General features: G+C 42.2%; 21 protein-coding genes. 11 read left to right on the forward strand and 10 right to left on the reverse strand.

The annotated features are described in order from the left end of the window. Positions 1 to 27: 27 nt before the first annotated feature. Genes M2369_RS04495 through M2369_RS04505 form a run of 3 tightly spaced genes read right to left on the reverse strand, consistent with a single transcriptional unit; the run spans position 28 to position 5,399 of the window. A complete protein-coding gene (locus tag M2369_RS04495) occupies positions 28 to 1,809 on the reverse strand; it encodes an acyl-CoA dehydrogenase family protein (protein ID WP_046344434.1) in 1,782 nt (593 codons plus the stop codon). Between the two features lie 14 nt (positions 1,810 to 1,823). After that, complete coding sequence (locus tag M2369_RS04500; RefSeq protein WP_058336902.1) at positions 1,824 to 2,999, reverse strand: acetyl-CoA C-acetyltransferase; 1,176 nt, start codon at positions 2,997 to 2,999, stop codon at positions 1,824 to 1,826. A 12-nt stretch (positions 3,000 to 3,011) separates the two neighbouring features. Further along, on the reverse strand, positions 3,012 to 5,399 hold the full coding sequence (locus M2369_RS04505) for a 3-hydroxyacyl-CoA dehydrogenase/enoyl-CoA hydratase family protein (RefSeq protein ID WP_056408314.1): 2,388 nt from the start codon (positions 5,397 to 5,399) through the stop codon (positions 3,012 to 3,014). A 199-nt stretch (positions 5,400 to 5,598) separates the two neighbouring features. Here M2369_RS04505 and M2369_RS04510 point away from each other — a divergent pair, with 199 nt between their 5' ends. From M2369_RS04510 to M2369_RS04520, 3 genes are read left to right on the forward strand one after another with little or no spacing between them, the layout of a single operon-like run. After that, positions 5,599 to 5,736, forward strand: coding sequence for a YuzL family protein (locus tag M2369_RS04510; RefSeq protein WP_008347049.1), 138 nt, complete (start codon positions 5,599 to 5,601; stop codon positions 5,734 to 5,736). A 10-nt stretch (positions 5,737 to 5,746) separates the two neighbouring features. Then, positions 5,747 to 5,998: a hypothetical protein gene (locus M2369_RS04515; protein WP_060698253.1), complete on the forward strand. Its 252-nt coding sequence runs from the start codon at positions 5,747 to 5,749 to the stop codon at positions 5,996 to 5,998. Between the two features lie 12 nt (positions 5,999 to 6,010). Next, entirely contained in the window at positions 6,011 to 6,358 is a 348-nt protein-coding gene (locus M2369_RS04520; RefSeq protein ID WP_259253426.1) for a spore coat protein, read from the forward strand. A gap of 31 nt (positions 6,359 to 6,389) precedes the next feature. Here the strand turns inward: M2369_RS04520 and M2369_RS04525 are convergent, their stop codons facing one another. From M2369_RS04525 to M2369_RS04535, 3 genes are all read right to left on the reverse strand, one after another. After that, positions 6,390 to 6,641 (reverse strand): YusU family protein, encoded by a 252-nt coding sequence (locus M2369_RS04525; RefSeq protein WP_017359282.1) that lies wholly within the window; start codon positions 6,639 to 6,641, stop codon positions 6,390 to 6,392. Positions 6,642 to 6,714: 73 nt separating this feature from the next. Then, positions 6,715 to 7,545, reverse strand: a complete 831-nt coding sequence (locus tag M2369_RS04530; RefSeq protein WP_008347057.1) for an ABC transporter ATP-binding protein — start codon at positions 7,543 to 7,545, stop codon at positions 6,715 to 6,717. Positions 7,546 to 7,690: 145 nt separating this feature from the next. Beyond that, on the reverse strand, positions 7,691 to 8,137 hold the full coding sequence (locus M2369_RS04535) for a YusW family protein (RefSeq protein WP_171465740.1): 447 nt from the start codon (positions 8,135 to 8,137) through the stop codon (positions 7,691 to 7,693). 113 nt (positions 8,138 to 8,250) lie between these two features. Here M2369_RS04535 and M2369_RS04540 point away from each other — a divergent pair, with 113 nt between their 5' ends. Beyond that, entirely contained in the window at positions 8,251 to 9,093 is an 843-nt protein-coding gene (locus M2369_RS04540; RefSeq protein WP_081105448.1) for an oxidoreductase, read from the forward strand. Between the two features lie 244 nt (positions 9,094 to 9,337). Here M2369_RS04540 and M2369_RS04545 read toward each other — a convergent pair whose 3' ends face one another. Continuing rightward, positions 9,338 to 10,708 carry a S1C family serine protease gene (locus M2369_RS04545; RefSeq protein ID WP_007500327.1) on the reverse strand — a complete coding sequence of 457 codons (1,371 nt, stop codon included), beginning with the start codon at positions 10,706 to 10,708 and terminating at the stop codon, positions 9,338 to 9,340. Positions 10,709 to 11,045: 337 nt separating this feature from the next. Here M2369_RS04545 and M2369_RS04550 point away from each other — a divergent pair, with 337 nt between their 5' ends. After that, positions 11,046 to 11,720, forward strand: a complete 675-nt coding sequence (locus M2369_RS04550) for a response regulator transcription factor (RefSeq protein ID WP_017359278.1) — start codon at positions 11,046 to 11,048, stop codon at positions 11,718 to 11,720. Then, positions 11,717 to 13,048, forward strand: a complete 1,332-nt coding sequence (locus M2369_RS04555) for a HAMP domain-containing sensor histidine kinase (protein ID WP_017359277.1) — start codon at positions 11,717 to 11,719, stop codon at positions 13,046 to 13,048. Before M2369_RS04550 ends, M2369_RS04555 begins: the two co-directional genes overlap by 4 nt. A gap of 20 nt (positions 13,049 to 13,068) precedes the next feature. Here the strand turns inward: M2369_RS04555 and spxO are convergent, their stop codons facing one another. After that, on the reverse strand, positions 13,069 to 13,233 hold the full coding sequence (spxO, locus tag M2369_RS04560; protein WP_096881830.1) for an anti-adapter protein SpxO: 165 nt from the start codon (positions 13,231 to 13,233) through the stop codon (positions 13,069 to 13,071). Between the two features lie 192 nt (positions 13,234 to 13,425). Between spxO and M2369_RS04565 the strand changes: the two genes are divergently transcribed. Further along, entirely contained in the window at positions 13,426 to 14,304 is an 879-nt protein-coding gene (locus M2369_RS04565; protein ID WP_017359276.1) for a TetR/AcrR family transcriptional regulator, read from the forward strand. A gap of 113 nt (positions 14,305 to 14,417) precedes the next feature. Here the strand turns inward: M2369_RS04565 and fumC are convergent, their stop codons facing one another. Together fumC and M2369_RS04575 are read right to left on the reverse strand one after the other, a co-directional pair. Further along, entirely contained in the window at positions 14,418 to 15,812 is a 1,395-nt protein-coding gene (gene fumC / locus M2369_RS04570; protein WP_017359275.1) for a class II fumarate hydratase, read from the reverse strand. Between the two features lie 87 nt (positions 15,813 to 15,899). After that, positions 15,900 to 16,067 carry a YvzF family protein gene (locus M2369_RS04575; protein ID WP_017359274.1) on the reverse strand — a complete coding sequence of 56 codons (168 nt, stop codon included), beginning with the start codon at positions 16,065 to 16,067 and terminating at the stop codon, positions 15,900 to 15,902. 113 nt (positions 16,068 to 16,180) lie between these two features. On the opposite strand from M2369_RS04575, the gene M2369_RS04580 reads away from it, so the two are divergent. From M2369_RS04580 to M2369_RS04595, 4 genes are read left to right on the forward strand one after another with little or no spacing between them, the layout of a single operon-like run. Next, positions 16,181 to 17,605 carry a spore germination protein gene (locus M2369_RS04580; RefSeq protein WP_008347079.1) on the forward strand — a complete coding sequence of 475 codons (1,425 nt, stop codon included), beginning with the start codon at positions 16,181 to 16,183 and terminating at the stop codon, positions 17,603 to 17,605. Continuing rightward, complete coding sequence (locus M2369_RS04585) at positions 17,592 to 18,686, forward strand: GerAB/ArcD/ProY family transporter (protein WP_008347081.1); 1,095 nt, start codon at positions 17,592 to 17,594, stop codon at positions 18,684 to 18,686. Before M2369_RS04580 ends, M2369_RS04585 begins: the two co-directional genes overlap by 14 nt. Continuing rightward, a complete protein-coding gene (locus M2369_RS04590; protein WP_041507750.1) occupies positions 18,683 to 19,804 on the forward strand; it encodes a Ger(x)C family spore germination protein in 1,122 nt (373 codons plus the stop codon). Before M2369_RS04585 ends, M2369_RS04590 begins: the two co-directional genes overlap by 4 nt. A 37-nt stretch (positions 19,805 to 19,841) precedes the next feature. Beyond that, positions 19,842 to 20,210 carry a hypothetical protein gene (locus M2369_RS04595; protein ID WP_259253430.1) on the forward strand — a complete coding sequence of 123 codons (369 nt, stop codon included), beginning with the start codon at positions 19,842 to 19,844 and terminating at the stop codon, positions 20,208 to 20,210. The last annotated feature ends 10 nt before the right edge of the window (positions 20,211 to 20,220 follow it).

The raw sequence follows: 20,220 nt of genomic DNA on the forward strand, positions 1-20,220 counted from the left end.
CATGATATCCGCACCTTTTCAGCCGTCTTATACGATATATTTCTCTGCTTCAAAGATTCGTTTCGCCACTTCGCGCTTTTTGGCGATGACATTCATTGGCGTGAATCTTGTCAGCTTGCGAAGGGCTGACAGACTCATACGGAGTGAATCTCCTTCTTCCATGGCAATCAATGATTCTTTCGCATGAGCTTCAATCTTTAAAAAGGCTTCCTGCGTGAAAATTTGTGTATACGCAAGCTTTTGTGCATTTTTTTCTGTGCCTGATGCTGCGATTGCTTTTTCCGTACGCAAGACCGCCGACTCAGCAGCAAAGAGTTCATTGACGATATCTGCTATATTCACAAGGATTTCTTGCTCTTTGTCTAATGCTTTCCCATATTTCATCGCAGCCATACCTGCCACCATCAAGGCGATCTTTTTCGCATGGGCAAGTAAGTATTTCTCTTGATCAAGCGGCTGATCACCCGGCTCTTCCGGCATCATCATCATCAGCTCTTCCTGTAGGGTTTGCGCTTTTTGAAGAAGCGGAAGCTCTCCTTTCATCGCTTTCTTCAAGAAGGTGCCTGGCACAAGCAATCGGTTAATTTCGTTCGTTCCTTCAAAAATACGGTTAATTCGTGAGTCGCGATAGGCTCTTTCGACTTCGTATTCTTGCATGAAACCATATCCGCCGTGAATCTGCACACCTTCATCCACAATATAATCGAGCGTTTCAGAGCCAAGCACTTTACAAAGAGAGCATTCAATCGCATATTCTGCAATGGATTGCGCAATTTGTTTCCCATCCTTTTGCTCCTCGTCACTTAACAGACCCATTCTTTGTTCAAATAACCCGACTGTGCGGTATACAGCACTTTCCATGGCATAAAGCTTTGCCGACATGTTGGCTGCTTTTTCGCCAATTAAGCTAAATTGAGAAATTGGTGTTTTAAACTGCTTGCGCTGATTGGCATACTCTGCCGATAATTGAATGACTCGTTTTGATGCTCCGATTGTCCCTACAGCCAGCTTATAGCGTCCAATGTTCAAAATGTTAAAGGCAATGACATGACCTCTGCCTGCTTCACCAAGCAAATTCTCCTTTGGCACTTCGGCATCTTCAAGGATTAACGTTCTCGTCGATGACCCTTTAATGCCCATCTTTTTCTCTTCAGGTCCTGTTTTGACTCCAGGAAAATCCTTTTCTACGATGAAAGCAGAGAAGTGTTCACCATCAATCTTCGCATACACGACAAACACATCGGCAAATGCGGAGTTTGTGATCCATTGTTTTTCCCCATTGAGGACATAATGTGTTCCAGCTTCATTCAGGACTGCCGTTGTTTTCGCACCTAGCGCATCAGAACCTGACCCTGGCTCTGTTAGGGCATATGCCGCAATTGTTTCTCCAGAGGCGAGTCCTGGCAGGTACTTTTCCTTTTGCGCTTGATTGCCGAACAGCACGATCGGCAAAGAACCGATCCCGACATGGGCGCCGTAAGAAAGAGAGAAGCTGCCTGCTCTTGCAAATTTTTCAGTAATGATGGCTGAGCTGATTTTATCTAGCCCAAGCCCGCCAAATTCCTCAGGAACATCCGCACCAAGCAGGCCAAGCTCTCCAGCCTTTTTCAAGAGACGAACAGAATGCTCGAATTCATGATTTTCAATTTGATCGATGTGCGGAACGACATCTTGTAAAATGTAATCTTCTGTTGTTTTCCCGATCATTTGATGTTCATCAGAAAAATCCTCTGGTGTAAAGATATGCTCATAATTCGTCTCATCTATTAAGAAACTGCCACCCTTTTTTACATCTTCCATTGCTTTCATCCTGTTTTCCCCCTTTAGATCAATTCAAAAATGCCTGCCGCTCCCATGCCCCCGCCGATACACATCGTCACAATACCAAATTGTTCATTTCGCCGTTTCATTTCATGAATGAGGGACAGCGTGAGTTTCGTTCCTGTACAGCCTAGCGGATGTCCTAATGCAATGGCGCCGCCGTTGACATTTACCTTCTCTTCATCGATCCCTAAATGACGAATGACTTGAATCGCCTGAGAAGCAAATGCTTCATTTAATTCAAACAGCCCGATGTCCTTCAGCTCTAGACCAGCGATTTTCAACGCACGCGGAATGGCTTCAACCGGCCCAATTCCCATGACTTCAGGTGGTACACCACCAACAGCAAACGCTCTGAACTTGGCGAGCGGCTGAAGAGAAAGAGAAGATGCTTTTTCGCGATCCATCATCATGACACATGCCGCTCCATCACTCGTCTGCGAAGAGTTTCCTGCAGTCACTGTGCCTTTTGTTGAGAAGGCAGGTCGTAACGTTGAGAGAACCTCCTCTGTTGTGCCCGCTCTGACACCTTCATCTTGTGAGAACGTAAATTGGCGTTCTTCTAGTTGATTTTGCTCTCCTACCCGTCTTTCTGTCACATCAACGGGAACAATTTCATCTGAAAATTTCCCTTCTTGAAGTGCCTTTGCTGCCTTTTGATGGCTCCTCACCGCAAAAGCATCTTGATCTTGCCTTGTGACCTGATACTTTTGCGCCACTTGCTCCGCTGTGTGGCCCATGCTCATATAGTATTCAGGCGCTTGCTCTGCCAAAAGAGCGTTTGGACGAATGGAGTGACCCATCATTGGGACTTGCGACATCGATTCGACGCCTCCGGCCAAAATGGTTTCTGCCTGCCCAAGCATAATTCGTTCACCTGCATAAGCAATTGACTGCAGACCAGAAGAGCAATAGCGGTTAATGGTGATAGCAGGTACTGTATATGGCAAACCTGCTAACGCCCCAATATTCCGGGCCACATTCAGCCCTTGCTCTGCTTCTGGTGTCGCACATCCGATGATTAAATCATCGATTGTTCCATCATAATCACCGGCACGCTTTAGCGTTTCTTTTACACACAATGCGCCCATATCATCAGGTCTGACATATTTTAATGATCCCTTTTTGGCTTTCCCTACTGGTGTTCTTGCGCCAGCTACAATCACTGCTTCTCTCATTTTGACTCCCCCCTAGTTACGTAAAGGTTTTCCTTTAACAAGCATGTGCTGCATGCGTGCCTGAGATTTGACTTCCCCTACAAGACTTAAAAAGGCTTCTCTTTCAAGCTCTAATAAGTATTGTTCATCCACCTCTGTACCAAATGGCAATTTGCCGCCAGAAATGACATGCGCTAGTTTTTTCGCAATGGTCATGTCATGGTCTGAAATGTATCCAGACAATCTCATGTTTTCAGCAGCCAGCACCATTGCTGCGTAGCCTGTTTCCCCCATCACGGGCACCTTTCGCTTCAGAGGTGCACGATAACCCGCTTCATCAAGAGAAAGAACGAGTTGTTTCGCATCATGGATTAAATGATCACCATTCATGCTGATCCGGTCATTCACTCGGAGCATCTTCATATCACGCGCTTCCTCTGCTGATGTAGATACCTTTGCCATCGCAATGGCTTCAAAGGTTTGTAGCGTAGCATCTTGGATTGCAGTTGCTGATGGCTTTTCCGCTCCTTGCAGATGGCGAATATAGAGTTCTTTGTTTCCGCCTCCGCCCGGTATGAGTCCGACCCCCGCTTCGACAAGCCCCATATACGTTTCACTGGACGCTTGGATAGCGGCTGCTGGTAGACAAAGCTCCGTCCCTCCGCCAAGTGTCATACCAAATGGTGCAGCCACAACTGGACGGTCACTATACTTCACCTTCATCATCGCCTGCTGGAACCTGCGAATGACAAAATCAATTTCAAAGAAGTTGTCGTCCTGTGCTTCCATTAAAATTAAGGCGAGATTCGCACCAACACAGAAGTTCTTTCCTTGGTTACCGATGACCAGCCCTTTATAATTCTTTTCCGTTTCATCTACAGCACGATTGATCATATCAATGACATCAAGCCCAATGGCATTACTTTTCGAATGAAATTCAAGCAAGGCAACATCATCCCCGATATCGATCAAGCTTGCACCTGTATTTTTAAAAATGACATCGTGTTTCTTTTTCAATCTAGCTAACGAAATATTCTTTTCGTTTCCCTTTTCCTGTTCATAAGCACCATTCTGATAAAATGCACGGTCTCCTTCGGCATTTTCTTGATAGAATGTGTCATGTCCTTGTGAAAGCATATCTCGCACCCAGGTCGGGATGCTGTGCCCTTCCGCTTCCATTCGACTGACGGCTTTTTTCACGCCAATCGCATCCCACAGCTCGAACGGGCCATGCTGCCAGCCAAATCCCCATTTCATGGCGTTATCGATGGACTGAATATCATCCGCAATGTCGCCTTTTAGATGAGCTGAATAAAGAAGAACAGGTGCGGTCATATTCCAAAGCAATTGCCCAGCACGGCCATCTTGATAAATAAGCGCTTTCAATTTCGCTTTTGTCCCCTTTTGCTGCTTGGCAATGTCAATGCCCGGATCCTTTAGCTTTGTCCGTTCTCCGTATGTGAGTGTGACAGGATCAAGCTCTAAAATGGTCTTTCCGTTTTTTTGATAAAATCCTTGCCCTGCTTTGCTGCCGATCCACCCTTTTTCGAGCATTCTTTCCATAAACTCAGGCAGCTGAAAAATATCTTTTTCCTTTCCTTCTACCTGTTCATACACATTGCGGGCTACATGAGAAAATGTGTCGAGCCCCACCACATCAAGTGTGCGGAAGGTCGCACTTTTCGGTCTGCCAATAAGAGGACCTGTGACAGAATCGACCTCTCCGATCGTGTATTTGTTCTCAAGCATTTCACGCACTGTGACAAGAAGCCCATAAGTGCCAATTCGGTTGGCAATAAAGTTCGGTGTATCTTTTGCTTCGACCACACCCTTGCCAAGTACATCTTCACCAAATGTTTTCATATATGAGAGTACTTCTGGATCTGTTTCTTGAATAGGAATTACTTCTAACAGCTTTAAATAACGAGCTGGGTTAAAAAAGTGAGTGCCTAAAAAGTGGCGTTTAAAATCAGCTGATCGGCCTTCTGCCATTTTTTCAACAGAAATACCGGATGTATTGCTGGATACGATGCTGCCTTCTTTGCGGTGTTCGTCGATGAGAGAGAATACGTGTTGTTTAATGCTGAGCTTTTCAGTGACGACTTCAATGATCCAGTCAGCATCGTGTAATAAGGAAAGGTGATCTGTGAGATTTCCGGGTGTGATGTATGATAGGTTTTTGGCTGAAGTAAGAGGTGCTGGCTTTTGCTTTAACAATTTTTTCATTGCGTCTTGGCTTAATCTATTCCGAACACTAGGGTGATCAAGCGTTAGCTTTTTTGCCGTTTCTTCCTTTGTCAGTTCATGTGGCACAATATCTAGCAATGTTACTGGTATCCCGATATTGGCTAGATGTGCAGCAATGCCTGAGCCCATGACACCTGAACCAATGACAGCCGCCTTGCGAATATGTTTGCCCATAAATATCCCCCTAAACATTTTGAATGAACAGTCATTCATTTTTTGTCCAAAAAAAAGCAATGCCTCTTTCTTTATCTTAAAAGATTTTCCGAAACAGTTCAATAGCAGATTTCAAAAATTTACACATTCTCATGCGTCTTTCTTTACAGCGTATGAATTAAAGACGAGGGGGAATTGTAAGAATGGAGGTGATGTCCACATGTCTCGTTTGCAAAAGAACCCATCAAAAGCAGGCGTAAGTGCTGCAAGTGTGAAAGGAAACGCAGGTCCATCACAAGAAGCAGACCTAGGCGGTAAAAAGACCAGTCAAAATCAGCAATATAAAAAGAAATCGTAAGGAGGAACACATCTTGAACAACCAGCAAATGAATATGCCCCCACAGGTAATTTCAGTAAAGGATTCCTTGTACCTAGAGGATATGCTGAACTGGAATTTGATCGCGATGAAAAAGGCCCACTTTATGGCCGAGCATTGTCAGGATCAAACATTGAAACAAGAACTCAATCAAGTTGGTCAAATGCACCATCAGCATTACACACAAATACTTCAACATTTAGGCAGCTCAGGGCAAGGCCAGTCTTCTGGCTTTATGCAATAGGAGGTAACAGACATGGAACAGCAAAACCAACAAAAAATCGGGAATCCACAAACGCCGGTTCCAACAACGACAAACATGAACGATCGCGACTTGGTCACAGACCTTTTGTCGACTGAAAAATATATGACAAGCGGATATAACACAGCGCTCAATGAATTCAGCCATGAATCTCTTTACCAAGATATTCAGCGAATTGCGCTAGAAACACAAAAAACGCAAAGACATTTATATGATGTCATGTTCAAATATGGCTGGTACTCTGTCGAAGCCGCTGACCAGCAGAAGCTCCAGCAGGCACATCAGAAGTTCCAGCAAACACTGACAGATCAATCACCGTACGGATCATCACCCATGTCATAAAGAAAAACTGCCAGCTCGTACTGGCAGTTTTTTAACGGTCTTTATTGGCACGATGAGCTTCATTTAATTGCTTGATCCGCTGAATCGTTTCTTTGATGTCTTCTTTTGCCTCTGGATACGTATCATTAAAATGCTTGGCTAAAGGCGGCATGCTTTTGGCAATATGAGAATAGATGATCCACTGCGAGACATCTCTTTTCAGTTCCTCATTCGTTTCACCAAGCAGCAGCTCTGTATATTTATCAAGCAGGCCTTCGAGCTTTTCATCTAATTCATTTCCCATTTGTATTCCGCTCCTTTTTTTCAGAAAAAAGCCTGACTCTGCGTGTAACAGATGTCAGGCTTTTCACATACGATTATCTTGCAGCAAGAAATGTCTCAGCTTGTGCCTGTTGGACAATACAGCGTCCTCTGCCGTGCGGAATACATAACGGTGTTCCGAATAAAGGATCTGTTGTTACTTGGCAGTTCATATCAAAGACATTTTTCACAAGATCACAGTTAATGACAGTTTCCGGTCTTCCTTCTGCATAAATTGACTTGTCTTTAATGGCCACAAGGTGATGTGCATATCTGCAAGCGAGATTGAGGTCATGCAGAACCATGACAATCGTGCGCTGCTCTTTTTCATTTAAATCAAAAAGAAGATCCAGGATTTCAATTTGGTGCGTCATGTCTAAATACGTTGTTGGCTCATCTAATAGAATAATATCCGTCTCCTGTGCCAATGTCATCGCAATCCATGCACGCTGCCTTTGTCCACCTGATAATGAATCAACCGTTCGATCAGCAAGGTCTTCCATCTTCGTTGACTTCAGTGCACGATTTACCGCTTCTTCATCTTGCTTTGACCATTGCTTCAGCCAATTTTGATAAGGATATCGCCCTTGCTTGACGAGTTGATGTACCGTTAACCCTTCTGGCGCTTCCGGTCCTTGCGGAAGAATGGCGAGCTGTTTCGCCACTTCCTTTGTTGGTAATTTGGCAATGGAATGACCTTCAAGCAGGACAGAACCACCCATTGGCTTCATGAGACGGGCCAAAGAGCGAAGTAGCGTGGATTTACCGCATCCATTGCTGCCAATAAATACTGTGATTTCACCCTTAGGGATTGACACATTTAGTTCGTCTATGATCATTGTTTCTCCGTAACCTAAGCTTAAACCTTCAGTAGAAATGGCACTCATTCCGCTCAAACGCTCCTTTTCTCATCCAAATTTTTTATATTGAATATCGTCTATGTAGACGTCAAAGATCACTTATCTCAATTTAGTGTATCAGATTTAAGTGATCTTGAAAATCATTTTCAATTAAAAAATGAGAAAGTCTCGTTTACTTTTTCTTTTCGAATGCACGTTTTGTCCCATCTTCGAGCTTGATATCGACTCGTATCCGCTGATAATCATCATCTAAATTAAAAGCAGATAATAATTCATTGACATATGTTTCATTCAGCTTTGCACTAGGAATCGACATATCATTGAGCTTCATCTTCATTTCACGTAAAGCTTCTTCCCCTTCATAGCGGACACCATTCATATGATCTCGAATTAGTGCTTCTTCTCTTCCACCAGCTTGACGATAGGTAGCTTCATATAATTCGCTTTTTTGTCCATATTGTACGTGCAATTGCAAATGCTGAAATGGCAGTTCCTTCATTTGAACAGCTGACAGACTTTCAGCTTCTGCTTCATGTGGATGTTGTATTGGTTCGATTGAACGACAGCCAGACAGCATAAAGAACAGCACTCCTAGCAGTCCCGCCTTCTTCCAGCACATCATGTGTTTCCTCCTATTTCATAGCATCGTTTTTTATTCTTCTCCAAGCCCCTTTTCGTTATTCAATAAAACAGCAGACTATGGTAGATTAAAACAAAAAGGAGAACCGGATGATGAATAAAACAGCCATTGTGACTGGTGCCAACAGCGGTTTCGGAAAGCTCATCACATTGCGTCTTGCTCAGCAAGGGTACACTGTGATTGCTGGCGTAAGACAGGAAACCAATGCGAAAAAGCTTGCCGAAGAAGTAAAGAACGCCGCTTTATCCGAATCGATACATATTGAAGCATTAGATGTAACAGATACACAGTCCATTCAAGCATTTCAAAAAAGGCTTAATGCCTATGCTCCCATTCACCTGCTTGTGAACAATGCGGGAACGGCCTATGCTGGTTTTGCTGAAGAGGTGCCTGTTGATCAGTACCGTGAGCAATTTGAAGTGAATGTCTTTGGTGTGATGGAAATGACACAAGCAGTCCTTCCGTTGATGACGAGCGGTGCAAAAATATTGAATATGAGCAGTATCAGCGGACTCATGGGAATGCCCGCACTCTCTCCATATGTATCGTCAAAGTTTGCGCTAGAGGGCTATACAGAGAGTTTGCGAATTGAACTTGCTGCGTTTGGCATTCAAGCCGCTTTGATTGAGCCGGGTTCTTTCAAAACGAACATTTGGAACACCTCCATGAATGAGCAAATGACACCGCCCGTAGCAGGTTCTAAATACACAACTATTTATCAAAACATGATGTCCTATATAGAGGCGCAAAAAAACAACTATGGAGATCCCGGTGAAGTTGCAGAGCTTGTGGTTTCGCTTGCAGAGAAGAAGCGGCTAAAGAAGCTAAGGTATCTTGTGGGGAAAGGTGTTCGGCTTTCATTCATAGCAAAGCAGCTCCTGCCTTGGAATGTATGGGAAAACATTATTTTACGGACACTATCTTCAAAAAAATAGGCACAAAAAAACAGGTGGATCGATTATCCACCTGTCAGCGTGTAGACAAACCCTCGCATTCTTTGTCAGTCCTGCGTGCTGGTGCTCACGAATGTCAAATTCGCTCCGCGCCAGTACTCGTCCTTCCTAGACTGCAAAGGCTTTCTATCACGCTGAAAAAAAGAAGACAAAGGGCTAAAATAAAGTTCATTTTAGCCCTTTGTCAACAATCTAACAGGTGGATCGATTATCCACCTGTTTTCTTTTATTCGTTATCAGACTGCCCAAGGGTAATATCAAGATTTTTGTTCTTTCCATCACGAATGACAGTCATTGTCGTTTTATCGCCAATTTTTGTTTCTTTATAAAGGATTTCTTTCAGTTGTGAGCTGTTCGCTACATCTTTTCCTTTGAACTTGATGATGACATCTCCAGACTTCAAGCCTGCTTTTTGTGCAGGAGATCCTTTTGAAACATCTTTTACATAAATGCCTTTACCGATTTGTTTATCAAATAGGCCAAGTGTATTTTCCTGATACGTTTCAGGCACTTGCTCAAGGTCAATCATTTGTACGCCAAGGTAAGGACGTTCGACTTTTCCATTTTTCAACAGCTGATCTACGATCGGTTTTACATCGTTACTTGGGATCGCAAATCCGAGTGATTCTACTCCGCTTTCGCTAATTTTCAAGCTGTTGATGCCGATGACTTGACCGTCTGTATTGATCAGCGGACCGCCACTGTTTCCAGGGTTAATGGCTGCATCTGTTTGAAGCACATTCATCTCAACAGTTCCAGATGATGTATTGGCTTCAACGGTACGATCGAGACCACTAATAATCCCTTCTGTTACTGTACCAGAGAACTGTGCACCGAGCGGGTTCCCGATTGCGATGACTTTGTCCCCAGCACGAAGCTTAGAAGAATCTCCAAAGCTTGCAACTTTATCAATGCCGTCAGCATTTATTTCCACGACAGCTAAATCTGTCATTACGTCACTGCCGACAAGCTTCGCATCTTTTGTTTTTCCATCGTATAGTGTGACCTTTAATTTATTGGCACCCTCGACTACATGGTTATTTGTGATAATGTATGCTTTTTTGCCATCTTTTTTGAAGATGACACCAGAACCCGTTCCAGCTTCTGCTTCAGTTGAATCACCGCTAAGACCGAACGAGTTTTGTGTAGATTGATAGTTTGAGACCCCTACAATCGTCGGCTCTAAATCTTCTACCATATCAGCAACATTCGTCGCATTGGTGATTTGTTTTGTTGAGAAATTTTCAGATGAAGCCGGTTCGCTTGATGCTGTTTGGGTTTGAGTGTTTGCCGCTGTATCTTGTGACTGCGGTAAAAGCGGTGTAATGCCAAGCACAAGACCGCCTCCAATAATCCCTCCAAGAATAGGACTCAGCCATGCAGCCTTCCGTTTTTTCTCCTTTTTAGACGAACGGTCATCAATCACTTGAGGAGATCCGTTTGTCACCCTCTCCTGAGAGGCAGATGCTTCGTTTTCATGGTGGTGAAAAACGAGTTCTTTCTCTTTTTCTGGTTCTTCTATTTGTTTCTCATTCTCTTGATGTGCGTGTTCTTGATCATTCATCTTTTTCTCTTCATCTTCTCTTCGGAAATCCATCGCTTGCACTCCTTTGCATCATTTTCATGAAATGCTTCATTCATATGTCTAGACAGGACTCATGTCCTCTTAATGGCAATATCATTGAAAAATTCTTTATGACAATATGTCAAATTATATAATACTTATTCATAGAAAAAAAGCAAGGTGTGCACATTGGTGAAAAGCACCTATTCATTAGCCTTTTGTCTATGCCCTTTTTTCCCTTGAGCTTATCATAAACAAACATTATGGGATAATGATGAGAAGAATATGTGAAATTGTGAAAAAAGCGTGTGATTGTTGACATGCCGCCTTTGTATCCCGTTATAATGACGTTGAGAGGATGTGGAAGACTTTGTCGTACACCATTTATTTAGTTGAAGATGAGCAGAATTTAAATGAACTGTTAACCAAATATTTAGAGAGTGAAAATTGGAATGTGTCCTCTTTTTTAACCGGAGAAGCGGCACGCGAAGCAATGAACAAGCCCCCGCATCTATGGATTTTAGATATTATGCTGCCTGATACAGACGGCTACACACTCATTAAAGAAATCAAAGCAGCCTCGCCTGACGTACCGGTCATTTTTATTTCGGCACGTGATGCAGATATTGATCGTGTGCTTGGCTTAGAACTCGGGAGCAGTGATTATATTGCGAAACCCTTTCTTCCGCGCGAGCTGATCATCCGTGTGCAAAAGCTGCTGGAGCTTGTATATAAAAACAGTGACACACCGCAGCAAAGCGTCACACCCGTTTCTTCCTATATCATTCATGAGGACGTAAGAGAGGTGTATGAAGGAGATCAGCTGATTAACTTAACGTCTAAGGAATTTGATTTGCTGCTCTTATTTACCCATCATCAAGGACATGCCTTTTCCCGGGAAGATATCCTCGTCAAGATCTGGGGGCACGATTACTTCGGGACAGATCGTGTGGTCGATGATCTTGTCAGACGGCTGCGCAAAAAAATGCCTGACTTAAAAGTCGAGACCATTTATGGATTTGGCTATAGGATGCTAAAAGGATGAAGAACAAACCACTCGCTTTTCAAATTTGGGTTGTCATCTCTGGCATTTTACTCACCATCTCGATTGTCCTGATCATTTTATTTTCAAATACATTACGCAGCTTCTTTACGAATGAAATTTATAAAAACATCGAAAACGAGCAGCAAGTGTTAACAGAATACCCTCTGAATCGAGACGGCTCACCAAAGTCGACACCAGAAAACCGCTCGGTTCAGCACATTCTGATTCCGTCAGATGAATTAAATCAAATGGCTCAGTTTTTCCCGCATGCCTTTATTGAAAAAGTGCAGTCCTTTGTTAAAAAACAAAAAAGCGCAACAAAACGCTATTCTGAAGAAGTGAATGGTCAGCATATCTTTTTTGTGATCAAAAAAGTCTCAACAGGCAATACACAATATATTCTCTTGTCATATGCACCCGATTCTTATCGAGATGACTTGTCCTTTACACTGTTTAAACAGCTGATTTTCATCTTAGGAACGGTTATTTTACTAAGCTGGATTCCATCGATTTGGCTCGCCCGCTACTTATCACGTCCAATTGTCGCGTTTGAAAAGCACGTCAAGCGCATTGCACAAGAAGACTGGGACGATCCTGTGATTGTTGACCGGCAAGATGAAATTGGCAAACTGGGGCATACGATTGAAGAAATGAGACAAAAGCTCATTCAAAAGGATGAAACAGAACGAACGCTTTTGCAAAATATATCACACGACTTAAAAACACCTGTGATGGTCATCCGCGGTTATACGCAGTCTATTAAAGATGGAATTTTCCCTAAAGGAGATCTTGAACAAACGGTGGAAGTGATTGAAGGCGAAGCGGAAAAGCTTGAGAAGAAAATCAAAGATTTGCTGTATTTAACAAAGCTTGATTATTTATCAAAACAACATCCGGCGCATTCTCCCTTCCTTGTGAGTAATACAATGCTGGAAGTGGTTGACCGTTTACGCTGGTCGAAAAATGAATTGCAGTGGAACGTGGACTTAGATGATGAGGCTGCACTTGAAGGCGATCCAGAACAATGGAGCAAACTATTTGAAAATGTATTAGAAAATCAACTTCGCTACGCAAAAAGTAAAATTGATATTCATATGAAGCAGGAAGAGGATCAAATTCGCATCGTCATTCGTAATGATGGCCCTCCAATTGAAGAACACATGCTATCCAGCCTATACGAACCTTTTAGTAAGGGAAAAAAGGGCGAATTCGGCATTGGATTAAGCATTGTCAAACGAATTCTTTCAATGCATCAAGCGTCCATATCAATTGAAAATGATGAACTAGGTGTACGCTATACGATCACTGTTCCAAAGAAGAGGCTGTAGGTTTTACACCGCAGTCTTTTTTAGATGAATGAATACCCATTGAAATCACGGTATGTGGCTTTGATTTTCTTGCCAGCTTGATACATCCATTTCTTTTCAATGGTTGTCTCTTTCGGCATTTTGACTTTTTCTACTTGAATTCCTTTTGTTTTCAAGCGTCTAATCATATCATCAATTTCTCTCATGGAACATCATCCTTTCACATTTTTTGACCGGTTGGTCACCTTACTTTATAATATAAAGAATTACACTGTAAAAAACAAGTTACAATCTGATTAATTTTTGAAAAGTTTTGTCGTTTATGACCGATAAGTCACATCTCTTTGCGCACGTTTCCTAAGACATTTGTCTCTCGGTAAGAAAGGATGACATTCATATTGAAAAAGAAAGAAAAAATGATTATTGAGGCTGGTATGAAGTTATTTGCCAGCAAAGGCTATAATACAACGTCTGTTCAGGAAATTGCAGATGAATGCCACATGTCAAAGGGTGCGTTTTACCTTTATTTCAAATCGAAGGAAGCACTGCTTATTTCGATCTTGCATTACTATTACGATAAGGTATTTACCCGGATTCACGAGGTTCAAACAGAGGGCGGCACACCAAAAGAGGCCTACCGGAAACAGCTCACTGTCTATTACGATAATATTTTGCAGCAAAAAGATTTTATTAAAATGCAGCTAAGCGACAGGGCGCTCCCATTGAACGAAGAAACGCAGCAGCTCGCAAAGCAAATTCGACTTGCGACGATTCAGTTACACATTGATAACATTAAGCAAGTGTATGGAGATGCAGCCATTCCTTATATGGCTGATCTATGTTTAACGATTGAGGGCATGAGTCACGTTTACTTTGAGCTTGCCATATTATATGATTTTCAACTCGAAGCAGAGGAGCTTGCCGCAACAATGATTCACCGTATCGATGATCTAATGGGCGGTATGATGAAGCGAAATGACCATCCACTCATTTCTGTGGACCAAGCAAGCGACTGGTTCGGCCCTATTTATGAACGATCATTTGACCCGCTCACAGAATCACTATTAAAAGAATTAAGAGAACTGGCAGAAGCACATTATGAAGTGAAAGACGAGCCAGATTTATTTGAAGCGCTTGGCATTTTAGAAAATGAGTTAAACAAACAAAAACCAAGACAAGTCATCGTCAAAGGCATGCTTTACCAATTGAAATTATACACACCACTTCAGCCGGTCTCAGGCTCCTTATTACGCATTCTAAAAGAAGATCATTTATAAAACCCAGGGCTTGGTTGCCCTGGGTTTATGATTGTGACAAACAATCAAACTTCTTTTCTGTGATTTCAGGGAGTTTCCATAAAAAAACCAGAGGCACAGAGGCCTCTGGTGTCTTATTTTGCTTTCGGTGTCACCATTTCTTCTGGTTTCACAAACTCTTCAAACTGCTCTTCTGTTAATAGTTCTAATTGAAGGGCAGCTTCTTTTAGTGTTAATCCTTCTTTGTGCGCAAGCTTCGCAATTTTCGCTGCATTTTCATATCCGATGTGTGGGTTGAGTGCCGTCACAAGCATCAATGAATTGTTTAGGTTTTTCTCGATCGTTTCTAGGTTTGGTTCAATTCCAACGGCACACTTGTCATGGAATGAGTTCATACCGTCAGCAAGCAATTCAACTGACTGCAGGAAGTTATAGATGATGACCGGCTTAAATACGTTCAGCTCGAAGTTTCCTTGGCTTGCGGCAAAACCGATCGTTGCATCATTCCCCATGATTTGTGCGGCAATCATTGTTAAAGCTTCACTTTGAGTTGGGTTGACCTTTCCTGGCATAATGGAGCTGCCTGGCTCATTTTCAGGAATGATCAATTCACCAATTCCGCAGCGAGGACCACTTGCAAGCCATCTCACATCATTGGCAATTTTCATTAAGTCAGCTGCAAGTGCTTTAAGCGCACCGTGTGCATATGTGATTTCATCATGGCTTGTCAGCGCATGGAATTTGTTTGGTGAAGAATTGAACGTTTGACCTGTTAACTGGCTGATTTCTTCTGCCACGTATTTACCAAACTCAGGATGTGCGTTAATTCCCGTACCAACAGCTGTTCCGCCAATGGCAAGTTCTCTCATTTTTTCAGTAGATTCTAAAATCATTTCTTTTGAACGATCAAGCATGTACACCCAGCCGCTAATCTCTTGGCCCACTGTAAGAGGTGTTGCATCTTGCAAATGCGTACGGCCAATTTTCACGATCTCTTGGTATGCTTTTGCTTTCTCATCAAGAGTCGCTCTTAACTGGTCAATCGCAGGCAATAGCTTTTTGTACACAGCTAAAACAGCTGCCACGTGCATAGCCGTTGGGAATGTATCATTTGAGCTTTGGCTGCGGTTGACATCGTCATTCGGGTGAATGCTGAATTCACTATTTTTATCTTTCAAGTAAGCAGTTGCTCTATTTGCAACGACTTCGTTCATGTTCATGTTACTTTGTGTTCCACTTCCTGTTTGCCATACAACAAGCGGGAAATGCTCGTCATACTTTCCACTGATGATGTCATCACATACAGCAGCAATCGCTTCTGCTTTTTCACTTTCTAAGTTGCCTAGACGTTCGTTCGCAATCGCTGTGCTACGTTTCAAAATTGCAAACGCATTCACAACTTCCTTTGGCATTTTCTCAGAACCGATTTTGAAATTTTCTTTGCTTCGTTGTGTTTGTGCACCCCAGAACTTGTCCTGTGGCACCTTGATTTCGCCCATTGTATCTTTTTCGATTCTAAATTCTGTCATTATGTATCCCTCCATAGCTTCATCACTCAACTCTATTCTATACAAAAAACGAAAATCCTTTAAGCGTTTTCAATTAAAATTTTATCTTTATTTTAATTTTAGTTCAATATAAACACGAACATCTTTGGAATATTTGTATTTTGGATTTGTTTTTCCGTAATCTTTTGACGTATAAGTCACCTCATAATGCTTGTCAAACGACTGTAGAATAAGGTCGATCTCCTCTTTTGTTCCTGCTAAACGAATTTGCGCCATCTTCTTTCCTCCAACACCGTGATTCTTTCATATACCACAAAATAATGTAACACAGAATATTGTTTTTTCAAGCAGGTAATGCTAAGAAAAAGAAATTGAGGTGGGTGATCCATTTGAATCAAACTCCATTGAAAGAGCACTTATACGATAATCTCTCTGTCATTCTCCCTCAGTTAAAGGACATGGATGATTTGATCCATGAGAAAAAAACATTGCCTCATGGACAGGTTGTCTACTATTTATACATTAAAGAAATGAACGAAGCGATGCAGATTCAAACCTTCTTAAAGCTGCTATTGCAAGATCATGCCTCTCTAACAAAAGAGAAGCTAGAATCCAATTTATCGATGATGACTACCCGTACGGTAAAAACCTCTGAAGAACTAGTAGATGCTATTTTTCAAGGACATTGTGTCGTACTGATTAATGGATTTCAGCACGCTTATATTTTAGAAACACATGGAACGAAGAAACGCAATTTAGGAGATGCTACATCTGAAACCGTCGTAAGAGGACCAAAGATTGGTTTCATTGAAGATATCAACACGAACTTAGCTCTCGTCAGACAGCGTTTGAAAAATCCTGATCTCAAAACAGTAGACATGAAAATCGGCGAAAAGAAATACACCCAAGTATCGATCATGTACATTGACGGGATCGTTGAGCCCTCTGTTTTAAAAGAGGTAAAAAAGCGTCTCAAACAAGTCACCATTGATGATATACAAGACTCTGGCGTCCTTGAAGAGCTCATTGAAGACAATGTGTATTCTCCTTTTCCGCAAATTCAAAACACAGAACGGCCTGATAAAGTGGCATCTGCTTTAAACAATGGGCGCGTCGCCATCTTTGTCGATCATTCGCCTTTTATCTTAATTGTGCCTGCTTCCCTCGCGACGATTATGCAGTCACCTGATGATTATTATGAAAGATGGATCGCCGCCTCTCTTATTCGTTTGCTACGTTTTACGTCCATCTTTCTCACATTGTTTTTATCAGCCATTTATATTGCCCTTGTGTCCTTCCATCAAGGTCTTTTGCCCACAACTTTAGCTATTTCCATATCAAGCACACGAGAGAATGTCCCCTTTCCTCCTATTGTGGAAGCACTCATCATGGAAATGACCATTGAGCTGCTGCGAGAGGCTGGGTTAAGGCTTCCTAATCCACTTGGACAAACAATCGGACTTGTGGGCGGTGTTGTCATTGGGCAGGCAGCCGTACAAGCCCATATCGTCAGCTCCATTATGGTCATTATTGTCAGCGTCATTGCACTTGCATCCTTTACCTTTCCTCAATATGGAATGGGGATATCATTTCGTGTCCTTCGCTTTGTATCCATGTTTACTGCAGCTGCATTCGGTTTATATGGACTTGTCCTGTTTATGCTCGTCTTACTCACTCATTTGACAAGACAAAAAAGCTTTGGCACCCCATATTTTTCACCAGATTTTGTGTTCAGTTATAAAAATGAGGACAATTCCATCATCAGATTGCCTTTGAAAAATCAAAAGAAAGGGGAACGACATGGTCAATCATAAAGAGTCGATCACAAGCTATCAGGCAAGTGCCATTATCGCCAATACCACGCTAGGCGCAAGTATGATGATTCTGCCAAGATCAATGGCTCAAGCTGCGCCTACACCTGACGGCTGGATTGCACTCTTACTCATGAGTGTGATATACATTGTGTTCATTTTTGTCAATGTGCTCATGATGAAAAAGGTCTCCTTTTCTTCCTACTATGACTATACAAAAGAAGGACTTGGGAAATGGATTGGCTCACTTGCCAACCTGTTGATTATTATTTACTTTCTCGGCGTTGCCAGCTATGAAGTGCGAGCCATGTCTGAGATGGTGAAATTCTTTCTACTTCAAAACACACCTGTAGCCGTGACGATGATCAGCTTTATTTTGGTTGGTTTTTACCTTGTGATTGGAGGGATTGGTGATTTTGCCCGACTGTGCCCTTTTTTTCTGATTGTCACACTCATCATCTTATTTGTAGCCTACGGACTTAGTGTACAAGAGTTTAAGCTCGATAACCTACGGCCAGTTTTAGGAGAGGGCATTTCCCCTGTTTTCAATTCCTTGAATGCTTCGGCCATTTCGTTTGTCGGCATTGAAATGATGCTTTTCATGCCTGCCTATATGAATACGCAAAAACACACTTTTGCATATGGCTCCATCGGCTTTTTGATTCCTGCGATCATCTATATTTTCACCTATATTCTTGTGGTTGGTGCGCTCACGGTGAAAGAAACGGCGACTCTGACGTGGCCGACCATTGCCTTATTTCAATCATTTGATATTCAGGGGATTTTTATTGAACGGATTGAATCCTTTTTGCTGATTGTTTGGCTTGTCCAGCTTTATACGAGCTTTGTAGGATATACGTTTTTTGCTACGATAGGAGTCATCAAATTGACTAAATTCCCTAAAAAAATCGCGCTCGCCTTGATGGGCATTGTGATCTTCTTTGCCGCTCTTTTCCCAAAAGATGTTGATACGGTCCGAGACTATTTAACCTACGTAAACAACTTGTTCTTTCTTCTATTTGGTATACTCCCGTTTCTTTTATTTATCATCGTATTTTTCAAAAGGAGGCGGAAAACAGCATGAAAAAGAAAGCGGTTCTTGCGCTCTTCTCACTGATTCTATTATGCGGGTGCTGGGATAGTACAAATATCGAGGAGCTCAACATGGCAATTGGATTTGCTGTAGATAAAGGAGATGACGGACATAAATTGAAGCTGTCTATGCAGGTGCTCGTTCCGCAAAAAATTGAGCAAGAATCAAGCGTGAAAGATCCGACGAAGATTATTGAGACAAGCGGTGATTCCATACACCAAATTTTTCGTACAACGGCCCTAAAAACACACCGCATTTTTGCTCAGCAGCTGAGGGTTTATTTGTTTTCTCAAGACCTTATCAATGAAAATAATTTCGATTTGGTCATCAATCAATTCATTCGGGACAATGAAACACGAAGAGGAAGCCTTGTCTTTATGGCTTCTGAGAAGCCTGGAGATATGTTGAAAATCAATGACGACGGGCAGCCTGCCGCTTCCACCTTATACGATATTTCTTCGAATACAAAAACGACCATTCGTATGTTCAAGCCCGTTTCCTTAGGAGATATTTCTTCTGCTATGCAAAACAACGTATCCTTTGCCATTCCGAAAGTCAGTGTCAGTCAGGGCAAATTAATGCTGGATGGTGCCTCGATTATTCAGAACAAACGATTTCTCACCAACATCTCTCCTTTAGCGGTGCAGTCCTACAACCTGCTGACTGGAGATGCAACAGGCGGAGTGATTGAATTCCAATATGAACATAGCATTTATTCTTTTGAGATCTTTAAAATCAAACACAACATTGACACCCATAAAACAGCCAGTGGCAAATATGAATTTGATGTGTCAGTGGAGCTTGATGGAAGATTGTCTGAGGATTGGAATGAACGGGAAAATTCATTTAATGAAAAATACCTCCAAGAAATTGAGAAAGTCGTGGCACATCGACTGGAGGAAAATGTAAAAGATTTTATCGGGGAATTACAGCATGAGATCAAAGCAGATATTTGTGGATTTTATCAAAAAGCGAGTATTGCCTATCCGAAGGAATTCCGAAAAGAAGCAAAACATTGGGATGACATTTTTAGTGAATCCGATATTCGTTACAAGGTAAATGTGAAAATCCGTGACTTCGGGACTAAGGGCGCAACACAATCCTTATAGAGTATGTTAAAATGGTAAGAAAAAAAGGGTGTCAATCATGAAACGAGCTTTACTTTCGGCCGGCATTCTATTTTTGATTCTAGGAATACTTCTGTTAGTCGTGGTATTCATGCAATCAAAAGAAGATTTCTTCATTGAAGCCGACAGCTTTTCAAGCACATTTTTGATCGTGATTTATTATGGACAAACCCCTGCGCTCCTTCTGATTGGAGGCGGTTTATTTGTTGGACTTTCACAGATCATTGATTTGCAAGAGAAAAAAGCGGCAGTGGCAAAGGAAAGCGTCAAACTGCTTTCCGAGATGAAGAAAACCCTGGAAGACAAATCGGCCGAGGACCAGGAGGCTTTTCCAGTTCCTGAGCTCCATCAACTATCCGAACGTCCAATCACAGGACAGAAGGACTAATTTTGCGCAT

It is taken from the genome of Bacillus sp. JUb11, assembly GCF_024807925.1.
Classification (GTDB): domain Bacteria; phylum Bacillota; class Bacilli; order Bacillales; family Bacillaceae; genus Bacillus; species Bacillus altitudinis.